The 20724-nt window shown below is 63.0% G+C and carries 17 protein-coding genes and 1 pseudogene; 13 read left to right on the forward strand and 5 right to left on the reverse strand.

Annotated elements, in window-relative coordinates; genetic code table 11:
* Nucleotides 1-11 precede the first annotated feature (11 nt).
* Nucleotides 12-662 (reverse strand): DedA family protein, encoded by a 651-nt coding sequence (locus ACOYNB_RS07190; protein ID WP_422838430.1) that lies wholly within the window; start codon nucleotides 660-662, stop codon nucleotides 12-14.
* Nucleotides 663-771: 109 nt separating this feature from the next.
* Between ACOYNB_RS07190 and mutL the strand changes: the two genes are divergently transcribed.
* The 6 genes and pseudogenes from mutL (at nucleotide 772) to ACOYNB_RS07220 (ending at nucleotide 9285) form a co-directional block, all read left to right on the forward strand.
* Nucleotides 772-2778, forward strand: a complete 2007-nt coding sequence (gene mutL, locus ACOYNB_RS07195) for a DNA mismatch repair endonuclease MutL (protein ID WP_422838455.1) — start codon at nucleotides 772-774, stop codon at nucleotides 2776-2778.
* A 298-nt stretch (nucleotides 2779-3076) separates the two neighbouring features.
* Nucleotides 3077-4051: pseudogene (locus tag ACOYNB_RS07200) on the forward strand (pseudouridine synthase); the annotation flags it as partial.
* The gene (locus ACOYNB_RS07205; protein WP_422838431.1) at nucleotides 4038-5291 is read left to right on the forward strand and encodes a multidrug effflux MFS transporter; all 1254 of its coding nucleotides are present in this window, start codon (nucleotides 4038-4040) and stop codon (nucleotides 5289-5291) included. The pseudogene ACOYNB_RS07200 and the gene ACOYNB_RS07205, both read left to right, overlap by 14 nt.
* Nucleotides 5288-6256: a tRNA (adenosine(37)-N6)-dimethylallyltransferase MiaA gene (gene miaA / locus ACOYNB_RS07210; protein ID WP_422838432.1), complete on the forward strand. Its 969-nt coding sequence runs from the start codon at nucleotides 5288-5290 to the stop codon at nucleotides 6254-6256. Before ACOYNB_RS07205 ends, miaA begins: the two co-directional genes overlap by 4 nt.
* 124 nt (nucleotides 6257-6380) lie before the next feature.
* A complete protein-coding gene (locus ACOYNB_RS07215; RefSeq protein WP_422838433.1) occupies nucleotides 6381-8393 on the forward strand; it encodes a methyl-accepting chemotaxis protein in 2013 nt (670 codons plus the stop codon).
* A 121-nt stretch (nucleotides 8394-8514) separates the two neighbouring features.
* The gene (locus tag ACOYNB_RS07220) at nucleotides 8515-9285 is read left to right on the forward strand and encodes an MBL fold metallo-hydrolase (RefSeq protein ID WP_374257711.1); all 771 of its coding nucleotides are present in this window, start codon (nucleotides 8515-8517) and stop codon (nucleotides 9283-9285) included.
* A 9-nt stretch (nucleotides 9286-9294) separates the two neighbouring features.
* Here ACOYNB_RS07220 and ACOYNB_RS07225 read toward each other — a convergent pair whose 3' ends face one another.
* Genes ACOYNB_RS07225 through ACOYNB_RS07240 form a run of 4 tightly spaced genes read right to left on the reverse strand, consistent with a single transcriptional unit; the run spans nucleotide 9295 to nucleotide 14149 of the window.
* The gene (locus tag ACOYNB_RS07225) at nucleotides 9295-10863 is read right to left on the reverse strand and encodes a DHA2 family efflux MFS transporter permease subunit (RefSeq protein WP_422838434.1); all 1569 of its coding nucleotides are present in this window, start codon (nucleotides 10861-10863) and stop codon (nucleotides 9295-9297) included.
* A gap of 2 nt (nucleotides 10864-10865) precedes the next feature.
* Complete coding sequence (locus tag ACOYNB_RS07230; RefSeq protein WP_422838435.1) at nucleotides 10866-12110, reverse strand: efflux RND transporter periplasmic adaptor subunit; 1245 nt, start codon at nucleotides 12108-12110, stop codon at nucleotides 10866-10868.
* Nucleotides 12107-13615, reverse strand: coding sequence for an efflux transporter outer membrane subunit (locus ACOYNB_RS07235; protein WP_422838436.1), 1509 nt, complete (start codon nucleotides 13613-13615; stop codon nucleotides 12107-12109). The genes ACOYNB_RS07230 and ACOYNB_RS07235 overlap by 4 nt, the downstream gene beginning before the upstream one ends.
* A complete protein-coding gene (locus ACOYNB_RS07240) occupies nucleotides 13616-14149 on the reverse strand; it encodes a MarR family winged helix-turn-helix transcriptional regulator (protein ID WP_422838437.1) in 534 nt (177 codons plus the stop codon).
* Between the two features lie 90 nt (nucleotides 14150-14239).
* Between ACOYNB_RS07240 and ACOYNB_RS07245 the strand changes: the two genes are divergently transcribed.
* The 7 genes from ACOYNB_RS07245 (at nucleotide 14240) to xth (ending at nucleotide 20710) form a co-directional block, all read left to right on the forward strand.
* Nucleotides 14240-16039: an ABC transporter transmembrane domain-containing protein gene (locus ACOYNB_RS07245; protein ID WP_422838438.1), complete on the forward strand. Its 1800-nt coding sequence runs from the start codon at nucleotides 14240-14242 to the stop codon at nucleotides 16037-16039.
* A gap of 97 nt (nucleotides 16040-16136) precedes the next feature.
* The gene (locus tag ACOYNB_RS07250; protein WP_422838439.1) at nucleotides 16137-16820 is read left to right on the forward strand and encodes an OmpA family protein; all 684 of its coding nucleotides are present in this window, start codon (nucleotides 16137-16139) and stop codon (nucleotides 16818-16820) included.
* 86 nt (nucleotides 16821-16906) lie between these two features.
* Nucleotides 16907-17884, forward strand: coding sequence for a thymidylate synthase (locus ACOYNB_RS07255; protein ID WP_422838440.1), 978 nt, complete (start codon nucleotides 16907-16909; stop codon nucleotides 17882-17884).
* Between the two features lie 9 nt (nucleotides 17885-17893).
* Complete coding sequence (locus tag ACOYNB_RS07260) at nucleotides 17894-18388, forward strand: dihydrofolate reductase (RefSeq protein ID WP_422838441.1); 495 nt, start codon at nucleotides 17894-17896, stop codon at nucleotides 18386-18388.
* A gap of 26 nt (nucleotides 18389-18414) precedes the next feature.
* The gene (locus tag ACOYNB_RS07265) at nucleotides 18415-18990 is read left to right on the forward strand and encodes a DUF4337 domain-containing protein (RefSeq protein ID WP_422838442.1); all 576 of its coding nucleotides are present in this window, start codon (nucleotides 18415-18417) and stop codon (nucleotides 18988-18990) included.
* A gap of 121 nt (nucleotides 18991-19111) precedes the next feature.
* Nucleotides 19112-19867 (forward strand): TerC family protein, encoded by a 756-nt coding sequence (locus ACOYNB_RS07270; protein ID WP_422838443.1) that lies wholly within the window; start codon nucleotides 19112-19114, stop codon nucleotides 19865-19867.
* A gap of 63 nt (nucleotides 19868-19930) precedes the next feature.
* Nucleotides 19931-20710, forward strand: a complete 780-nt coding sequence (gene xth / locus ACOYNB_RS07275) for an exodeoxyribonuclease III (protein ID WP_422838444.1) — start codon at nucleotides 19931-19933, stop codon at nucleotides 20708-20710.
* Nucleotides 20711-20724 lie beyond the last annotated feature (14 nt).

The raw sequence follows: 20724 nt of genomic DNA on the forward strand, positions 1-20724 counted from the left end.
CAACACCGCGTTCACTCGGCGGCGTTGTTCTGGCGGCCCGCCTTCCATGCGCCAAACAAGGCGATCAGGCCCGGCACCAGGATCAGCGCCCAGATGATCTTGCTCAGGTGCTGCTGCACCAGCGGAATGTTGCCAAACAGGTAGCCCACGGTGGTCAAGCCCAGCACCCAGATCAGGGCCCCGATGACGTTGAAGGCAGTGAACGTGGCACGGTTCATTTCGGCCACGCCCGCCACGAATGGCGCGAAGGTGCGGATGAACGGCATGAAACGCGCCAGGATGATGGTGATGCCACCATGCTTTTCGTAGAACGCATGCGCCGAATCAAAAGCCTTGCGATTGAACCAGCGGGAGTTTTCCCACTGGAACACCTTGGGCCCGATGAAGCGGCCGATCGTGTAGTTCAACTGGTCACCCAACACGGCCGCCAGCAACAGCACCACCATGCTCACCGGCAGGCTCATGGCTCCGGTACCTGCCAAGGCGCCCACCATGAACAACAGTGAATCGCCCGGCAGAAATGGCATGACCACCAGCCCGGTCTCCACGAACACGATCAGGAACAACAAGGCATAGACCCAGGTTCCGTAGGCCTGCACGAATTCGGCCAAATGCTTGTCGACGTGCAGGATGAAATCAATCAGAAAGCTTGCGAGTTCCATGGGGCGCGATTATCCCGTGGAATCCTTGACTGCCTCGCCATGGACTTGCACCAACACCCAGGTACGGCCCCCCCTGCCCTTCTACAATACGCCGATGACGCAAGCCTCCATGGACGATTACGCCCCCGCTGGCCATGGCCAGCCCGTGGCGCGCCGCCACATCCAAGAACTCCCTGATGAACTGATCAGCCAGATTGCGGCTGGCGAGGTGGTGGAACGTCCGGCCTCGGTGGTGCGCGAACTGGTGGACAACGCCCTGGATGCGGGCGCCAGCCAGATCACCGTGAAGCTGCTGGCCGGTGGCGTGCGTCAGATCCTGGTTGAAGACGATGGCTGCGGCATTCCGCTGGATGAACTGCCCCTGGCCTTGCGCCGTCATGCCACCTCCAAGATCCGCTCGCTGGACGATCTGGAGCACGTCAACACCATGGGTTTTCGGGGTGAAGCCCTGGCCGCCATTGCCTCGGTGTCCGACGCGTCGATTGCCAGCCGCACACCCGATGCCCCGCACGCACACCGCCTGGACGCCCGCTCGGGTGAAGTCAGCCCGGCCGCCCGTGCGGTGGGCACCAGTGTCGAGGTGCGCGAACTGTTTTTCAGCACGCCCGCGCGCCGCAAGTTTCTGAAGAGCGACGCCACCGAGTTGGCCCATTGTTTGGAGTCCGTGCGCCGCCATGCGCTGGCCCGCCCGGATGTGGGTTTTGCCGTGTGGCACGAAGGCAAGCTGGTGGAACAGTTGCGAGCCGGCACACCCGCACAGCGCCTGCAAGACGTGCTGGGCGATGAATTCGTCCGCACCAGCCGCGAGGTGGATCTGCAGATAGGCCCCATGCGCATTCACGGTCGCGCCGGCTTGCCGGATGCCGCACGCTCGCGTGCCGACTGGCAATACTGCTACGTCAATGGCCGCTACGTGCGCGACAAGCTCATCGCCCATGGCGTGCGCTCGGCCTATGAAGACGTGCTGCATGGGTCGCGCCAGCCCACCTACGTGCTGTTCATCGACATTGCGCCCGAGTTGGTGGATGTAAACGTGCACCCCACCAAGATCGAGGTGCGCTTCCGTGACTCGCGTGAAGTCCACCAAGCTGTACGCAAAGCCGTGGATGCCGCACTGGCCATCTCGCGTGCCGGCGAAGCGGGTCGGCCCGCAACCGATGCGGGCCAGGCCGTCGCCGCCACGCCTTCCGCGTCATCGACGACCGAGTCTGCCAATACCACGCTCTCTGCCGCCACGGCGCCCAGCTGGCCCACTCCTACCTCGCAGCAATCTCCCCTGCCCTGGACCGTGCGCGACAGTGCACCAGAACGCCGTTGGGCGGGCTGGCCTGAACCCGGCGCCACGGCACCCGCCAGCGTGGATGCATTTGCCGGCCTCAACCTGCCACGCGTGGTGGCGGCATCGGGCACCGATGATGACGACAGTGCACACGATGCGTTGGCCCCCCTGCAAGTTCAGCATCCCACCACCAGTCAGTCAGAGGGTGACTGGACCCGCCACGTGCCGGCCGCCGAGATGGACGACGGACACGAGTGGCCGCTGGGACGTGCCATCGCGCAGATTGGTGGCATCTACGTGCTGGCCGAAAATGCCAAAGGCCTGATCATCGTGGACATGCACGCCGCGCACGAGCGCGTGGTTTACGAACGCCTGAAAGCACAAATGGCGCACGAACGTCTGGAGAGTCAGCCCCTGCTGATCCCCCTGACCTTTGCCGCCACCCCACAAGAAATTGCCACAACCGAAACCCAGCACGAGACCCTGATGACGCTGGGGCTGGACGTGGGCCCGATTGGCCCCGGCAAGCTGGCGGTGCGCTCCCTGCCCCTGGCCTTGAAACAGGCCGACGGGGTGGAGCTGGCCCGCTCCGTGCTGGCCGAGCTGGCACAACTGGATGCGAGCAACGTCATCCAGCGCGCGCAGCATGAACTGCTGGCCACAATGGCCTGCCATGGCGCCGTTCGCGCCAACCGCCGACTGACCCTGACCGAAATGAATGCCCTGCTGCGCGACATGGAAGCCACCGAGCGCGCAGACCAGTGCAACCACGGCCGCCCCACCTGGCGCCAACTGACCCTGAAAGACCTGGACGCGCTGTTCCTGCGCGGCCGCTAAGCACGGGCGAGACACACACATGACCGAACGCAAGAAACTCAGCCTGAACAAGGCCGCTCAGCCCGAATCCCAAGACAAGCCTTTCCGCAAACCGCCGGTGCGCGGTGTGGCGCCCCGCACGCGCATGAGCGCCACCGAGGCCGCCAAGGCACGCGAAGAGGCCGCGCAGCGCCCTCCCGCCGAATCGCGCTACCGCGATGAACGGCCCAGCCGCCCCTACGAGGCACGTGACGAGCGGCCGACCCAACGCCCGCGTTCGCAACGCAGCGATCCGGATGCCTGGGGTGACCGCCCCGCAGCACGCCAGCGCACTGATGCTGCTGGACGGAGTCCGCGTCAGGACGCCCCTCGCCGTGGCGATGACCGCTTTGACCGACGTGATGAACGTCGTGACGACCGCCAAGGCCAACGCCCTGCTCGTCCCCCCGCACGCCCGGCGCGTGATGACCGGTCCTACGCTGCCCCACGCTCGCCGCGCCCTGCACCCGTGGTCAGTGAGCAGGATCACGATGGCCGCGTGCGCCTGTCCAAGCTGATGAGCGAACGTGGCTTGGCCTCGCGCCGTGAGGCCGACGAGTGGATCGAGCACGGCTGGGTGCGTGTCGATGGCGAGGTGGTCAGCGAACTGGGCACCCGAGTGCGCCCCGATCAAGAGATCACCATTGACCCGGAAGCCCGCACGCAGCAGGCGCAGCGGGTCACCATCCTGCTGCACAAGCCCATGGGCTTCGTGAGCGGTCAGGCCGAAGACGGGTACGAGCCCGCCGTCACCCTGATCACCCCGGAGAACCGCTGGCGCGACGACCGCCTGCCCATCAAGCTGACACGCGGTCACCTGCGCAACCTGGCGCCTTGCGGGCGCCTGGACATCGACTCCACCGGCTTGCTGGTGTTGTCGCAAGACGGGCGCATCGCCAAGCAGCTCATTGGTGAAGACTCCGGCATCGAAAAGGAATACTTGGTCCGCGTGCAATGGATGCCGCAGCCCGACGCCGAAAACGTGTCGGCCGTGGTGCCACCCGAGGCCTTGGACCAACTGCGTCACGGGCTGGAACTCGATGGACGCCAACTGAAGCCCGCCCAGGTGTCCTGGCAAAACGAGCACCAGTTGCGCTTTGTGCTGCGCGAAGGTCGCAAGCGCCAGATTCGCCGCATGTGTGAACTGGTGGGACTGAAAGTGGTGGGCCTCAAGCGCGTGCGCATGGGTCGCATCACGCTGGGTAAATTGCCTGCGGGCCAATGGCGCTTCCTGCGACCCGATGAACGCTTCTGATCGCTCCGCCGCCGTCCCTGCGTGGGTGGCGGTGGTGGCCGTGGGCCTGCTCACTGGGCTGCAGCCCATCACCACCGATCTGTACTTGCCAGCTCTGCCTCAAATGAAGCAGGACTTGCACCTGAGCGCGTCTCAGGCCCAGTGGACGCTGTCGGTCCTCATCCTCGCCTTCGGCTTGGGGCAGCTGATCTGGGGCCCGGTGGCCGACCGGGTGGGTCGCCGCCCCGTCTTGCGATGGGGTCTGGGCCTGTACGTCCTGGCCAGCATCATGGCCACTCTGGCCCAAGACCTGTCGATGATGCTGGTGGCCCGCATTGCCCAAGGCGCATGCCTGTCCGCCGCCGTGGTGTGCGGCCGCGCCATGATCCGTGACCTGTACGACCCGGAAGATGGCGCGCGCGTCATGACCAAGGGGTTGGGCATCCTGGGCGTGCTGGCCCTGGTCGGTCCGGCACTGGGGGGCTTGACCGCCACCTATGGCGGCTGGCGCGTGACGATGTCCATGTTGCTGCTGTCGTCGCTGTTGATCCTGGGTTTTGTGTGGTTCAAGCTACCGGAAACCTTGCCGGCCCACAGGCGACAGGCACCGCAGCCCTTGCAGACCATGCTGCTGAACTGGTGGGACATTTCCCGGCACCCCACCTTCCGGGCGCACACCATGCTGACCTCGTCCACCTATGGTGGGCTCTATGTCTATCTGGCCCTGTCGTCCTTCGTCTTCATTGATGTGCTGGGCGGCACACGCACCGGTTGCGGTCTGATCATGGCCACGGTCTCGCTGGCCTATCTGCTGGGCACCCTGGTGTGCCGGCGCGCGCTGCACACCCGAGGTTTGATCCGCACGGTTCGTCTGGCTGGATGGCTGTCGCTGACAGGCGGCCTCAGTTTGGCCGTGCTGTCGCTGTTGCAATGGACATTGGGATGGTCCATCCCGGTTTGGGCCATGTTTCCGGGCCTGTGGCTGTATGGCATGGGCCACGGTATCCACCAGCCCTGTGGCCAAACAGGCGTGGTTGCGGCCTTCCCGACGCGCGCCGGTGCGGCATCTGCCTTGTCCGGATTCATCCTGGCCTGCACGGCCTTTGTCGTCGGTGCTGCGCTGGCCTGGTGGACGGCCCAGCCCGGCTGGTCTGGCACCATTCACCCCATGACACTGGGCATGGGCATCGGGGGCCTGATCACCGCCCGGGTCGCCCTGCATCGTGTACAGCGCGATGGCCTGCCCGAGGAACCCGCATGACGCAAACCACTCCCACTGCGCCCACCTGGATCCTCGCCGGGCCCACGGCCTGCGGCAAGACCGCCGCGGCCCTGGCGCTGGCACAGAAGGTCGACATCGAAATCATCAGCGTGGACTCGGCGCTGATCTACCGGGGCATGGACATTGGCACCGCCAAGCCCACGTCAGCCGAGATGGCACAGGTCCCCCACCACCTGATCGACATCCTCGACCCAACCGAAAGCTACAGCGCCGCCCGCTTTGTGCAAGACACCGAACGCCTGATCGGCGAGATCCGCGCCCGCGGACGCACCCCCCTGCTCGTCGGTGGCACGATGCTCTACATCAAGGCCCTGCTCGAAGGGCTGGACGACATGCCGCCCGCCGACCCGGCCATCCGCGCCATGCTCGATGCCCGCATGGCCGAGCTGGGCAGCCCTGCCCTACACGCAGAGTTGGCACAGGTAGACCCGGTCACCGCAGCCCGACTGGCGCCCGGCGACACTCAGCGCATCCAGCGTGCGCTGGAGGTTTGGCACAGCACGGGCAAGCCCCTGTCGAGCTTCCACAGTCGTCAAACCGGAGAGCGCCCTCTTGCACACGAGGCCGTGCTGGTGTCGCTGGAGCCCAGTGATCGCGCCTGGCTGCACCACCGCATCGCCTTGCGCTTTGAGCAAATGATGGCCGCCGGCTTCATCAACGAAGTCATGCGCTTGCGCGAACGACCCGATCTGCACGTGGGCCTGCCGTCCATTCGCTGTGTCGGTTACCGCCAGGTGTGGGAAGCCCTCGATGCCGGACTCGACCTCAGCCAGCCCGCCGTGTTGCGCGAGGTGATGGAAAAAGGCATTGCCGCCACGCGGCAGTTGGCCAAACGGCAGATCACCTGGCTGCGCAGCATGCCCCAACGCCATATCGTGACTTGTGACCGCTCTGATGCGTTGGATCAGGTGCTGGCAATCTTCAAGAACGATTCTCGTTCATAAAATCGGTCCCCGCCGCCAAGCTGGCTGGTTCAGCCCCCTTTGATTCGCTGATCGCACTCCGGTGAAACGGGCATGATGCGCGTCGATTTAGCGAAGAGGGGCGCTTTCCCCGACTGATTCCGACATGTCTGCCATCAATAACTTGCCCCTCAGACTCCGTCTGATTGGCCTGTGCCTGTTCCTGAGCCTGATCTCGCTCATTCCCCTCTACGCACTGTTTGAAGACCTCCGCGTCAGCTGGTTCTTCAACGACCACGAGCAGCGAGGCATCACACCCGCCAACACCCTTGTTCAGACGATTGCGCAAGTGCAACGTCACCGAGGTCTCTCTGGCCCCTGGCTGCAGAACAACGAAGGCACCAATGCGGCGCGCCTGCAGGCAGCTGATGGGCTGGATCAGCAGTGGAAGACCTTTGAAACGCAATGGCAAGACACGGGCCTGGATGAGCACGTGCTGACACTGGCCAAAGATCTGCACCGGCAAAGCGTCGAGTTGGTGGTTCAGGTCACCCAACGTCAGATCGCTGTAGAAGAAAGCTTCCGGCGCCACACCGAGTTGATCGACAAAATGCTGGACCTGATGTTTGAAGTGGCCGCATCCAGCAACCTGTTGTACGACCCGGAGGAAGTGCCTTATCTGATGATCATCAGCGGCTTCCAGGAAGGGCCGCGGGTCACCGAACTGGCAGCGCGCGTGCGTGGCCTGGGTACCAGCTTCCTGGCATCCCCCACCGGCATGTCACAGAACCTGCAGTTGGCACAAGACACGCACGGCCGGTTGCTGGAGCGCCTCGGCAGTCTGGAAACACACCTGAAGGCCTCCGCGCGCCGTCAGGCCGACTTGCAGGACGCCCTGGTTGGCCCGGCATTGAAAAAGCTGGAAGACCTGCGCCGCCTGTCCAACGAAACACGAGCCTTGCTGGAAGGTGACACAGAATCCCAGTTGAGCAGCATGACGCCGCAGGCCTATTTCGAGCACGCAAGCCGTTTCATTGATGCACAAACGCAAGTCACCACTCAGGTCACCGAGCGCGTGGTCGAGGCCCTGGCCGCCCGCCAGCACGGCATCCGCGTCAAGGTGGTGATCTTGGGCATCGTCATCGTGGCGCTCATCGGCTTCGGCTTGTGGCTGATGACGACGTTGATACGAGGCATTCTCAAACCGGTGCATCGCATGAAGGCCTTGGCAGAATCACTGGCTGAGGGTGACCTCACACGCAGTTGCGCCACCCATCAACGTGACGAAATCGGTGACTGCATGAACGCGCTCGAAACCGCGCGCCAAAGCTGGGTCCAGATCCTGCACAACGTCCGCAAGTCCGTCGACATGGTGTCCAGCGCATCCATCCAGATTGCGGTGGGCAGTGAAGACTTGCATGGACGCACGGTGTCTGCTGCGGCCAGCCTGGAAGAAACCAGCACCGCCATCTATCAGCTGACGAGCACCGTGGAGCAAACGGCCGACTCTGCTCAGCAAGCCAATGATCTGGCACACAGCGCCAGTGAAACCGCACGTCAGGGTCAGGACGTCATGACGCAGGCTGTCCACAACATGGACACCATCACCACAGCCAGCCAGCGCATTGCCGACATCATCGGGGTGATCGACAGCATCGCCTTCCAGACCAACATCCTGGCGCTCAACGCCGCCGTGGAAGCGGCGCGCGCCGGCGAGTCTGGACGTGGCTTTGCCGTGGTTGCCAGCGAGGTGCGCAGTCTGGCGCAACGCAGCGCGCAATCGGCCCGCGAAATCAAGTCACTGATCAACGACAGCCTGGCCAAGATCGACAACGGCACGCAACTGGTCCACAAAGCCGGGGCCAACATGCAGGCCATCCTGGACAGCAATGCGCAAGTCAGCCGCATCATCGGTGCCATCTCGCATGCCACAAAAGAGCAGTCCGTCGGCTTCTCTCAAGTCAACCAGGCGACACAGCAACTCGATGGCATGACCAGCAGCAATGCCGCCCTCGTGGAGCAATCGACTGAGGCCGCCCACCGTTTGCGCGTCGAGGCCGAACGCCTGATGCACATGATTTCGGTCTTCAAGTTCGAGCAATCCACACCAGGCCAATGGGAGGTTGCAGAGACCCCGCGTGCGCTGGGCGCTGCCCGCACCCCGCAACTGTCGGCCTGATGCCGAAAAATGCCGGCCTTATACCTCGTGGAAGAAAGACAGAGTTGATCTAAGTTAAGCCCACAGCTACAGTAAAACCCTATCCTTCCCCCCTTTTGCAGTAGCTGTAACCAGGTCCCCAATGTCCTACGAACTGTATCGCCACGGCGGCCATGTCTGCCTGATGTTTTCTGACATGAGCTCGGAGGGGGGTGAGGCAGTTCAGGCCAACCAGTTCCTCGTCGTCAATGACGACACCGGTGCCATCATTGATCCAGGTGGCAACCTCGCTTACAGCGAGTTGTATCTGGGCATGACCCATTACTTCCCCCCCTCACGCCTGTCGGCCATCCTGGCCTCGCACGCCGACCCGGACATCATTGCGTCGCTCGACCGCTGGATGACCGCCACGCCTGACGCCAAGCTCTACGTGTCCAAGCTGTGGGAACGCTTTGTGCCCCACTTCTGCAAGCCCGGCAAGACCACAGGCCGTGTGGTGGGCATCCCGGACAAGGGCATGCGCATCCAGATCGGTAACAGCGAACTGGTTGCCCTGCCGGCGCACTTCATGCACGCCGAAGGCAACTTCCAGTTCTACGATCCGCTCAGCCGCATCCTGTTCTCGGGCGACTTGGGCGTGTCGCTCATTGCTGGCAAAGATGCCACCAAGCCCTTCAGCTCGCTGGACCCGCTGCCTCCCGGCATGGACGCGTTCCACCGTCGCTACATGGTGTCGGGCAAGATCCTGCGCTTCTGGGCACGCATGGTGCGCCAGTTGAAGATCGACATGATCGTGCCGCAACACGGAGCCCCCCTGGAAGGTGCGGCCGTGAAGCAGTTCATCGAATGGGTCAGCGATTTGTCGTGCGGCATCGATCTGATGAGCGACGCCGACTACGCCATTCCCGAGTAAATCGATAGATCAGTGTGCGCCGCCTGCATCCACGGCGGCGCCACCTCGACGTGGTCGTGCCAGCCAGATGATCGGGATCAGGCACAAGAACAACCAGGCTGAGGCCAGAAACACGTCGTCTGCTGCGCGCGTGAACGCCTGCTGATCAATCAGACGCGAAATCTGAGCCGCAGCTTGCTCGTAGCTCAACCCACCGCTTTGCAACGACGCCAGTGCGCCCACTGCAGCCGGATCGGTCAGGGTGATGTGCTCCACCATGTGTGCGTGGTGCAAGGTCGCTCGGTTGTCCCAGATGGTGGTGACCGCCGAAGTGCCCATGGCGCCTGCCGTGATCCGCACAAAATTGCTCAAGCCCGAAGCAGACGGAATGCGGTCTGGTGTGAGGCCATTCAACGTGATGGCACTCAGCGGGATGAAGAAGAACGCCAGTGCGGCACCCTGCAGAATCGTCGGGACCATGATGGTGGCAAAGTCCGCTTGCACGTTGAAGTGCGAGCGCATCCACAACACCATCGCAAAGCCCAGGAAGGACACCGTGGCCAGCGCCCGCGTGTCCACACGGGTCACGTTACGCCCCACCACCGGCGACAACAAAATGGCCAGCAAGCCCACAGGCGCCACGGCCATCCCGGCAGCCGATGCCGTGTAGCCCATGAACTGCTGCAACCACAGCGGCAGCAGCACCACGTTGCCAAAGAAAAGGCAGTACGCCACCGACAGCGCCACCACGCCCACAGCAAAGTTACGGCCAGCAAACAGACGCAAATCGACAATGGGGTGCTCGGCGGTCAGCTCCCAGATGAGAAAGACCACAAACCCGATCAAGGCCACGAGCCCCAGGATCACGATCTGCGAGCTCTCGAACCACTCCAGCTCTTTGCCCTTGTCGAGCATGATCTGCAAAGCGCCCACCCACACCACCAGCAGCCCCAGGCCCACCGAGTCAATCGGCAACTTGCGGGTCGGCGTTTCCCGTTTGGCATAAATCCGCCAGGTGACGAACGCGGCCCCCAAGCCCACGGGGACGTTGATGTAGAAGATCCACGGCCACGACACGTTATCGGTGATCCAGCCCCCTAACAACGGTCCGGTGACAGGCGCCACCAAGGTCGTCATGGCCCATAAGGCCAGCGCCGTCCCCGCTTTGGCCGGCGGGTAACTGGACAACAAGAGCGTTTGCGACAGCGGGATCATGGGACCCGCCACCAACCCCTGCAGCACGCGAAAGGCAATCAGCAACTCCAGCGACGGCGCAAAGCCGCACAGCCACGAGGCCAACACAAACAGCAGCACACTGGCTGTGAACAAGCGGACCGCGCCAAAGCGCTGCGTCAGCCAGCCGGTCAAGGGCACCGAGATGGCATTCGCCACACCAAAGCTGGTGATCACCCAGGTACCTTGTGTGGTGCTCACACCCAAATCACCCGAGATGGCTGGCAGAGACACATTGGCGATGGACGAATCCAGCACGTTCATGAACGTGGCCAACGACAAGGCCACCGTGCCCCACTTGAGCGGCGCCCCGGTCAACGGCGGGTGCGGCAGGTGCCCCGCCCCACCGGCTGCAGGTTGACTCATGCTCAAGCCCCCTTGGCCGACCGGGCTGCGGCACCCAGGTTGCTCTGAATGATGCGGTGCACCAGTGTCTCGGCATCACGCTGCTGGTTGTCGTACACGGTGGTCTGCGCCACCACGCCTTGGCGCGGCGAAGCCGCCAGCATGGGGCCATCCTGCTTGCTGACATCCAGCTCCACTTCCATCGACAAGCCCACGCGCAGTGGGTGCGCCTTCACCTCGGCCGCATCCAGGGCAATGCGCACGGGCACGCGCTGCACGATCTTGATCCAGTTGCCTGTGGCGTTCTGCGCAGGCAGCAGTGAAAACGCTGCACCGGTGCCGGCACCCAGGCCCGACACCGTACCGTGGTAAACCACCTTCTGGCCATACACGTCGGCCGTCAAGGTGGCCTCCTGGCCAATGCGCACGTTCTTCAACTGACTTTCCTTGAAGTTCGCATCCACCCAGGGCTGATCCAGCGTGACCAATGCCATCAAGGGTGCGCCCGCTTGCACGCGCTGCCCCAACTGCACACTGCGCTTGGCGATGTAGCCATCCACCGGTGCCACCAGGTCCACGCGGTGCAAGGCCAAATAGGCTTCGCGCACCCGTGCCGCAGCACGGGCCACATTGGGATGCTGCGCCACCGACGTCCCCTCGGTCAGCGACTGGTTTGATGCCAGTTGCTCACGTGCGGCCGCCAAGGCCGACTCGGCAGCCGCCAAAGCGCTGCGCCCGGCATTCAGCTGCGCGGTCGCATGGTGGTACTCTTCCTTGCCCACGGCACCTGTGGCCAACAGGGGGGTGCGGCGGGTCACGTCTTCCTGCAAGCGCGCCACCTCGGTGCGCGCCTTCTCCACATCGGCCTGACGCAGGCTGATCTGCGCCGACAAGGTGGCATTGTTGGCGAACAAGGTGCGCACCTCGCGCACGGTTTGTGCCAGTTGCGCCTGAGCCTGATCCAGCGCCACCTGGGCATCGGCGGCATCCAGCTTCACCAGCACCTGCCCCGCCTTGACGCGGTCGTTATCATCGGCCCCGATGGTCAGCACCGTGCCGCCCACCAATGGCGTGATCTGCACGATGTTGGCCTGCACATAAGCGTTGTCGGTATGCTCGTAATGGCTGCTCACGAAGTGGTAGTAAGCCGCGTAGCCGGCTGCAGCCAGCGCGACAACCAAAGCCACGGCCTTGAGGCCCTTTTTGCGACGAGCCTGGGCATCCATCTTGAGGGCGGCGTTGTCTACGGTGTTGGCGTTACTGCTCATGTGCGGTCTCCGCGGGTCTGGATGGTGGGTTGGCTCGAAGAAGATGTGGGGAGACGTGCTGCGGCCATGGTTTGCAAGCTGCCACCCAAGGCGCGATACAAGGCAAACTGGCTGTCCAGCACGCGGGCCTGGAGATCAATGGCCAGGCGGCGCTGATTGAGCACACTGGACTCGGCATTCAGCACGATCAGGTAGGTGCCCATGCCGGCGCGATAACGTTGCATGGCCAGGTCATACGCGGTCTCGATGCTGGCGCGCGCAGCCTGCTGCTCGCGCTGCTGACGCGTCAAGGATTGACCGCTGGCGAGCAAATCCGTCACGTCCTGCGCGGCCTGCAACACGGCCTGGTTATAAGTGGCGATGGCTGCGTCTTGTTCAGCCACCTTACCCATGAGGTTGGCGCGCCGCTGTTGCCCGTCAAACAGGGGCAAATGCACAGCGGGCATCAACCCCCATTGCCAACTGGCCGGCTTGAACAGGTTTTCCAGGCCGATGGCGTTGTAGCCAGCGTAGCTGGTGAGGTTCACGTTGGGATAGAACAAGGCCCGCGCCGCGTCCACCTCAAAGCCGGACGATTCCACTCGCCACCGCGCTGCCATCACGTCCGCACGACGGGCCAGCAGGTCCGCCGGCACGTTGTCAGGTGCCTGCTGAACCGGCAAGGCATCCAGCGTCACGGTCAGGCCATCCAGTGCCTGTGGCGCTTGTCCCGTCAGCACCGCCAGCGCATGGCGGGTGAGCGCGATTTGTTCGTCCAGCGCCTCCAGTTGCACACGCGTTTCAGGCAAAGCGCCGTCAGCCTGCTTCAACTCCACCTTGGTGTCCAAACCGGCCTGCACACGCTGCTTCACCAGCGCCAGCATTTCCTCGCGCTGCGACAGGGTGCGCTGCGCCACGGTGCGCTGACTCTGCAAGCGGCCCAGTTGCACATAGGTGCGCGCCACTTGGGTCGACAGCAGCAAGCGCGCGGCGTGCAAATCGGCACTGGCAGCCTTGGTTTGACCAATGCTGCCGTCCATCTCGGCACGCTGACGTCCAAAAAGGTCCAACTCCCAACTGCCTGCGAGCTGAGCCGTCCCGGACGTCAACGAAGCGCCAGCCACCGGGTAGGGATACAAACCATGCGCTGTGAAGTGCTGCCGGTCAATCTCCCCACTGGCTTGCAGCTTGGCTTCGTGCTCGCCCTGCACTGCCACGGCCTGCGCCTGCACACGCTGCCAGCGTGTCTGGGCCACCTGAATTGACGGGTTGTCGGCCAGCGCGCGCTCAATCAGGCTCGCAAGCTGACGATCACCATAGGCGGTCCACCACGCTTGCGGCGCCGCATCCACCTCGGTCAGGGGCGCCTGCTGAAGGCCGAGCTTGCCTGACGCCAACGCCGACAACCGACCCTGAATGTCGCCATGCGTCGAACAGGCTGACAGCGTCAACCCCATCGCGGCCAGCACCACCCATTTCACGGGATGCGCGGCCTGCGCAGAGCCCAGTTTGTGCAAGTACTTCATTTATTTCGTCTGCTTGTCAGCAGCTCCGCAGGTGTGCTCGCGCAGTTGCTCTGCATTGGTGGCCATGCGGCGCAAAAAGCCCATCAAGGTTTGCCACTCTTCTTGTGAAAAGCCTGCCAACAGGTGATTGGCCACATCGCACAGCACCTCGGGCACGGGCTCAATGGATCTTTCACCTTCTGGCGTCAACGCCAGGTTGACCACACGTCGGTCTTCTGTGGATCGCTCGCGTCGGCACAGGCCCTTGGCCTCCAGCCGATCCAGCGTGCGCGTCACAGCCCCCGGGTCCACATCCAGATCCCGGGCCAGCGCCGCCAGGGTCGAAGCCTGGCCGCGGTGAATCAAAAACATGGGCGTCCACTGCGCTTGCGTGAGTCCGTGGCCTTCCAGGCGTCGGTCCACCGTTTGCACCATGGTCTGCACGATGCGGCGCATGAGGTAGCCCACGCTGTTCTCGCGAGAGAACTTGCCGATCTTGTAAAAGTCAGCAGGGACAGGGACATCCTTTAGGGTTGGATGATTGGCATTTGGCATGGCGCGAAATTTATTTGCTTAGTCAAACATTGTCAAATCAAGGAATACCCTCACCTCATAATCCGTGGGTCTTTGCACCCACTCCGCCACATGACTGAACGCACTGGCCCAGACACCGCCTCACCCAAATCCGTGCGGGCGTTGAGAGACCTCATCCCATTTCTGCGCCCCTATCGCGCGCGCATGGCCTGGGCGTTCGTCTTCCTGGTGTTGGCCGCCCTCACGACGCTCGTCTTACCTTTGGCCTTGCGTACCCTGATCGACCAAGGGCTGGTGTCTGTCGACCCTGGTCAGCGCGTCATGGCCATGCGCTCGCACTTTCTGGCCCTGTTTGCCGTGGGCGTGGCCATGGGCGTCTTTGCGGCATCCCGCTACTTCATGGTGACCTGGCTCGGTGAACGCATCACCGCCGACATCAAACGCGCGGTGTACCGCCACGTGCTGCAGCAAAGCCCTGAATTCTTTGAAACCACCAAAACCGGCGAAGTGCTGTCACGCCTGACGGCAGACACCACGCTCATCCAGACCGTCGTCGGGACCAGCGTGTCGCTCGGCTTGCGCAACCTGATCATGGCCACAGGTGCGCTGGTCATGCTGGTGGCCACCAACCCCTATGTGATGGCCCAGGTTCTGGGGGGACTCGTGTTGGTGGTCTTGCCCGCCATCGTCTATGGCCGAAGGGTGCGACGCCTGTCCCGAGTCAGTCAGGACAAGATCGCCGATTCCAGCGCCATCGCGGCCGAGGTGCTCAACGCTGTCCCGGTTGTGCAAAGCTACACCGCCGAGCACCGCGAAGCCCATCGGTTTGACGAGGCCACAGACCAAGCCTTCCGTACCGGCGAGCGGCGAATTCGCGCCCGCGCATTCCTGGTTGCGTTCATCATCTCGGCCACCACGGGCGCCTTGCTGTGGGGCCTGTACCAAGGCACGCAGGCCGTACTGGATGGACGTATTTCGGCGGGACACATGGGGCAAACCGTCGTCTACGTCATCCTCTTGCTGGGCGCTGTCGCAGCGCTGTCCGAGGTTTATGGCGACATCCTGCGTGCGGCTGGTGCCACCGAGCGATTGATGGAGTTGCTGCATGCGCACTCCCCCATCCAGTCCCCGCCATCTCCGAAGGCGCTCCCAACGCCTCGCCACGGCGCACGCCTGGACCTGTGCGACCTGAGTTTCCACTACCCGTCCCGCCCCGGGCAAGCGGCCTTGTCCGACCTGCAACTCCAAATTCGCGCGGGCGAGACCATTGCTCTGGTTGGCCCCAGCGGCGCAGGCAAAAGCACCGTCTTTCAACTCATCCTGCGCTTTTACGATCCGCAGCACGGTCAGATCGAGATAGATGGCTGCCCCATCCAGTCCCTGTCATTGACCGACCTCCGGCAACGCATCGGCATCGTCCCGCAAGACAGCACCATTTTTTCGACCAGCGCCTTGGAAAACATCCGCTACGGTCGCCCCGAGGCCTCCGACGACGAAGTGATCGCAGCCGCACAAGCTGCGCACGCCCACGACTTCCTCAGCAAACTGCCCGAAGGCTATGCCACCTACTTGGGTGAGCGGGGCGTGCGACTCTCTGGCGGGCAGCGTCAGCGCATCGCCATCGCGCGAGCCATCTTGAAGAATGCGCCCCTGCTGCTGCTCGACGAGGCCACCAGCGCTCTCGACACCGAGAGCGAACGCGCCGTTCAGGCCGCACTGGAAGAAGCCATGAAAGACCGCACCACGCTGGTCATCGCCCACCGACTCAGTACGGTGGTGAACGCGGATCGCATCGTCGTCATGGAGGGCGGCCACATCGTGGATGTCGGCACCCACACGGAACTCATGAGCCGAAATGGGCTCTACGCCAAACTGGCCTCGATGCAATTCGATCAAGTTTCATCCGCGTAACGCCAACGTGCTGTCATCACGTTGTGTACCTGGCGCGTTCTACTCGTGCGGGGAGCGAAATGCATCGCCCCACGCCATCGTCATCAAGGAATTGTTCATGTCTACCCTTACCCATCCCCGTCTGAGCCGCTCGCTGCTGATCTCTGCCTTGTCTGGCGTTTTCCTGATCACCGGTTGCGCCAACATGGATGAAACCCAACGCGGCACCGCCACCGGCGCCGCCATCGGTACCGTGCTGGGCGCCGCCATCGGCAGTGCCACCGGCGGCAAGAACACCGTGCGCGGTGCCGCACTGGGCGCTGCGGCCGGCGCCATCGCTGGCAACCTGTGGTCCAAGCGCATGCAAGAACAGCAAGCAGCCATGGAGCAAGCCACCCGCGGCACCGACATCGACGTCACCCGTACCGCCGACAACCAACTGAAGCTCAACGTGCCCAGCGACATTTCTTTCGCCCGCAACAGCGCAGCCCTGAAGCCTGAACTGCGCTCGGTGCTCGAAACCTTCGCCCATGGCCTCACCAGCAACGGTGGCGGCATGATCGTGCGCGTGGTGGGTCACACCGACAGCACCGGCTCCGATGCCATCAACAACCCGCTGTCGCTGCAACGCGCCGAAAGCGTCAAGAACTTCCTGGAAGACCGTGGCGTGCCTGCTTCGCGCATCGAAACCGTGGGCCGTGGCTCGCGCGAGCCCATCGCCAGCAACGACACCGCTGACGGTCAGGCCAAAAACCGTCGCGTCGAGATCTTCCTGCGCGACCCGGCACCGGTTCAGCAGTAAGTCTGCGCCCGCCATGTCGCCGGTAATCAAGGCGACAATATCGACAGCCGGCCTTCCAGCCGGCTGTTGCGTTTTACAGGACGGCCATGAAACAGTACCTCGACCTCGTTCAAACCATCTTCGACACCGGTAGCTGGCAAGACAACCGCACCGGCGTGCGCACCTTGAGCATGCCCGGCGCCATGATGCGTTTTGACCTGCAAGAGGGCTTCCCGGCCGTCACCACCAAAAAGCTGGCATTCAAATCCGCCATTGGCGAGATGGTGGGCTTCCTTCGCGCCAGCCGCAATGCGGCCGAGTTCCGTGCCCTCGGCTGCAAAGTCTGGGACCAGAACGCCAACGAAAACCAGGCCTGGCTGGCCAATCCCTATCGACTGGGAGAGGACGACCTCGGCCCCGTTTACGGTGTGCAATGGCGCAACTGGCCGGCCTACAAAATGCTGCCGGCCACGGCCACCGCGCAAATTCAGGATGCCACCGCGCGCGGCTACCAGGTCCTCGGTCAGTTCGACAGCACCGACGGCCAGGGCGAACAAGTTCTGCTCTACAAGGCCATTGACCAATTGCGCCAGTGCCTGGACACCATCCACAAGGATCCCGGCAACCGCCGCATCCTCTTCCACGGCTGGAACTGGGCTCAGCTGGAAGAAATGGCCCTCCCCCCCTGCCATCTGCTCTACCAGTTCCTGGTCAACCAGGCCAAGGGCGAAATCTCGCTGTGCCTTTACATCCGCAGCAACGACATCGGTTTGGGTACCCCCTTCAACCTCACCGAAGGCGCTGCCTTGCTGACCCTGATGGGTCGCCTCACGGGCTACAAGCCTCGCTGGTTCACCTACTTCATTGGTGACGCGCACATCTACGAAAACCACGTGGACATGCTGCAAGAACAGCTCCAGCGCGAGCCCTTCCCTGCACCCAAGCTGGTCCTCTCCGACCGTATCCCCGACTTCGCCGTCACAGGCCAGTACGAGCCCGAGTGGCTGGAAAAGGTCGAGCCCACCGACTTCTGGCTCGAAGGCTATCAACACCACGCCCCGATCACTGCCCCCATGGCCGTCTGATTGCTTCACATGAGTTCCGCTCGCATCGCCCTCATCGCCGCCGTGGCCCGCAACGGCGCCATTGGCAAAGACAACGCCCTGCTGTGGCACCTGCCCGAAGACCTGAAATTCTTCAAGCGCACCACGCTGGGCTGCCCGGTCATCATGGGCCGCAAGACCTATGACTCCATCGGGCGCCCCCTGCCCGGTCGTCGCAACATCGTCATCACCCGGCAAGCGGACTGGACCGCCAACGGGATCGAAACGGCCTCGTCGCTGCCCGCCGCGCTGAGCCTGGTGGCCGACGCCGACAAGGTGTTCATCATCGGCGGCGCCCAGATTTACGAACAGGCCTTGCCGCTGGTTCAAGAGATCGTGCTGACCGAGGTCGATGCCGATTACGACGGGGATGCATTCTTCCCCGACTGGGACCGCCACGCCTTTACCGAAACATCGCGCGAGCGTCACCAGACCGACACTGGCTTGGCCTACGCTTTCGTCACCTACCAACGCAACGCGACCTGATCCGCGATTCACAGGAGCTTCAAGAGATGTCTGGCCACGGTTTTCACGTTCACGGCCCCCACGACCACGAACTGGAACATCAATCTCAGCACGAACCCAAGGGCATGGCTGGGCAACTGGCGGTGATCACGGCCGTGCTGGCGACAGTCGGCGCCATGTTCTCGTACATGGGCGGGGCCACCCAGGCCAACGCCGGCCTGTACAAGAACAACGCGGCCATCAAGAAGACCGAAGCCTCGGACCAATGGAACTTCTACCAGGCCAAGAGCAGCAAGCAAAGTTTGTCGGAGTTAGGTGCCATGCTGGCCCCGGCCGACAAGCAAGCCTATTACCGCCAGGAAGCCGACCGCTACAAGTCGGAAAAAGAGGCCATCCAGACCAAGGCCAAGGCACTGGAAGACGAATCCAGGGAATGGGACGAAAAAAGCGAAGCCCAGATGCACGAGCACCATCGCTGGGCTCAGGCCACCACCGTCTTGCAAGTGGCCATTGCGCTGGCCGCCATCGCTCTACTGACCAAGCGTCGCTGGCTGGAATGGGGCACCTTGGCATTGGGCGGTGTCGGCGTGGCCTTGGGGGCAGCGGCCTGGTTCCACCTCTGAGCGTCAAACACTTCGGTTTTCCCGAATCGTCAACCCAGACAATTCGGATTTACTCCGTCCACCGTTCCCTCTAAGCTTGGGTCTTTGCCATCTCGGCAAGGACCTGAAACAAAACAACGTCATGGACTTCCTGCTCGACCCCAACATCTGGATCGCCTTCGCGATGCTGACCGCCCTTGAAATCGTCCTGGGCGTGGACAACATCATCTTCATCTCTATCCTTGTGGGCCGTCTGCCCGCCGAATTGCGCGACAAGGCACGTCGCCTCGGCCTGGGCTTTGCCATGATCTCCCGCCTGCTGCTGCTCTTCTCGCTGAGCTGGGTCATGGGTTTGAAGGCCGACCTCTTCCACCTGTTTGGCCAAGGTATCAGTGGCCGTGACCTGGTGCTGCTGCTGGGCGGTCTGTTCCTGCTGTACAAGGCCTCGCACGAGATCTTCGTCGAAGTCGAGGCCCGTGAAGAAGACCATGCGCCCGACACCGATCCTGCGGTGCTCAAGTCGGCCGGTGCCAAGCTGTTCTGGAGCATCATCGGCCAGATCGCCATCATCGACATCGTCTTCTCGCTGGACTCGGTCATCACCGCCGTCGGCATGGTTGACAAGCTCCCCGTGATGATTGCCGCCGTGATCGCATCCGTTGGCGTGATGCTGTTTGCCGCCAAGCCCATCGGTGACTTCGTTGACCGTCACCCCTCCGTCAAAGTGCTGGCCCTGGCTTTCCTGGTGATGGTGGGCATGGCCCTGACCGGCGAGGCCTTCGAGATGCACATCCCCAAGGGCTACATCTATGCCGCCATGGCCTTCTCCTTGGCTGTGGAGGCCCTCAACATCCGGGCACGTGGCAAACGCCTGGCCAGTCAGCAAAAGCAAGCCTGATTAGGCACAATGACGAGCCCGCGGTGCTGACCATGGCACCGCGGGCTTTTTTCATTCAAAGTCATGAAACTCGCCACCTGGAACGTCAACTCCCTGTCCGTCCGTCTGCCTCAACTGATGGACTGGTTGGCCGCCAACCCCGTCGATGCGCTGGTTCTGCAAGAAACCAAACTCACCGATGACAAGTTTCCGCACGCGGACCTCGAAGCTGCCGGCTACCACGCCCAATGGTTTGGCCAAAAGACCTACAACGGCGTTGCCCTGCTGACGCGCGAACCCAGCACCGACATCGTCAAGAACATTCCGGGCTTTGAAGACGATCAGGCCCGGGTGATCGCCGGCACCGTTCCCCATGCCGTGCACGGTCAGGTGCGCGTGATTGGCGGCTACTTCCCCAATGGTCAGGCCCCAGGCAGCGACAAATTTGCCTACAAGATGGCATGGCTGGACGCCTTGCAAGCCTGGCTCAAGAACGAACTGGCGCAACATCCTCACTTGGTGCTGATGGGGGACTTCAACATCACACCGACGGACGACGATGTCTACGACCCCGTCGGCTGGAAGGATCAGATCCACTGCACGGTGGAAGAGCGCACCCACTTCCAGCAACTGCTGCAGCTGGGCATGGTGGACGCCTTCCGACTGTTTGATCAGCCACCCAAGCCCTGGAGTTGGTGGGACTATCGCAACTTGGCTTTCCGCAAAAACCAAGGACTGCGAATCGATCACATCCTCGTGAGCGACGCACTCAAGCCCCAGGTCAGCGCCTGCGTGATCGACAAGGCACCGCGCAAGAACGAACGCCCCAGCGACCATGCCCCAGTGATCGTCACCCTGGCCTGACGCCGCAGCCCCAC

Source organism: Aquabacterium sp. (genome assembly GCF_049317225.1).
Lineage (GTDB): Bacteria > Pseudomonadota > Gammaproteobacteria > Burkholderiales > Burkholderiaceae_C > Aquabacterium.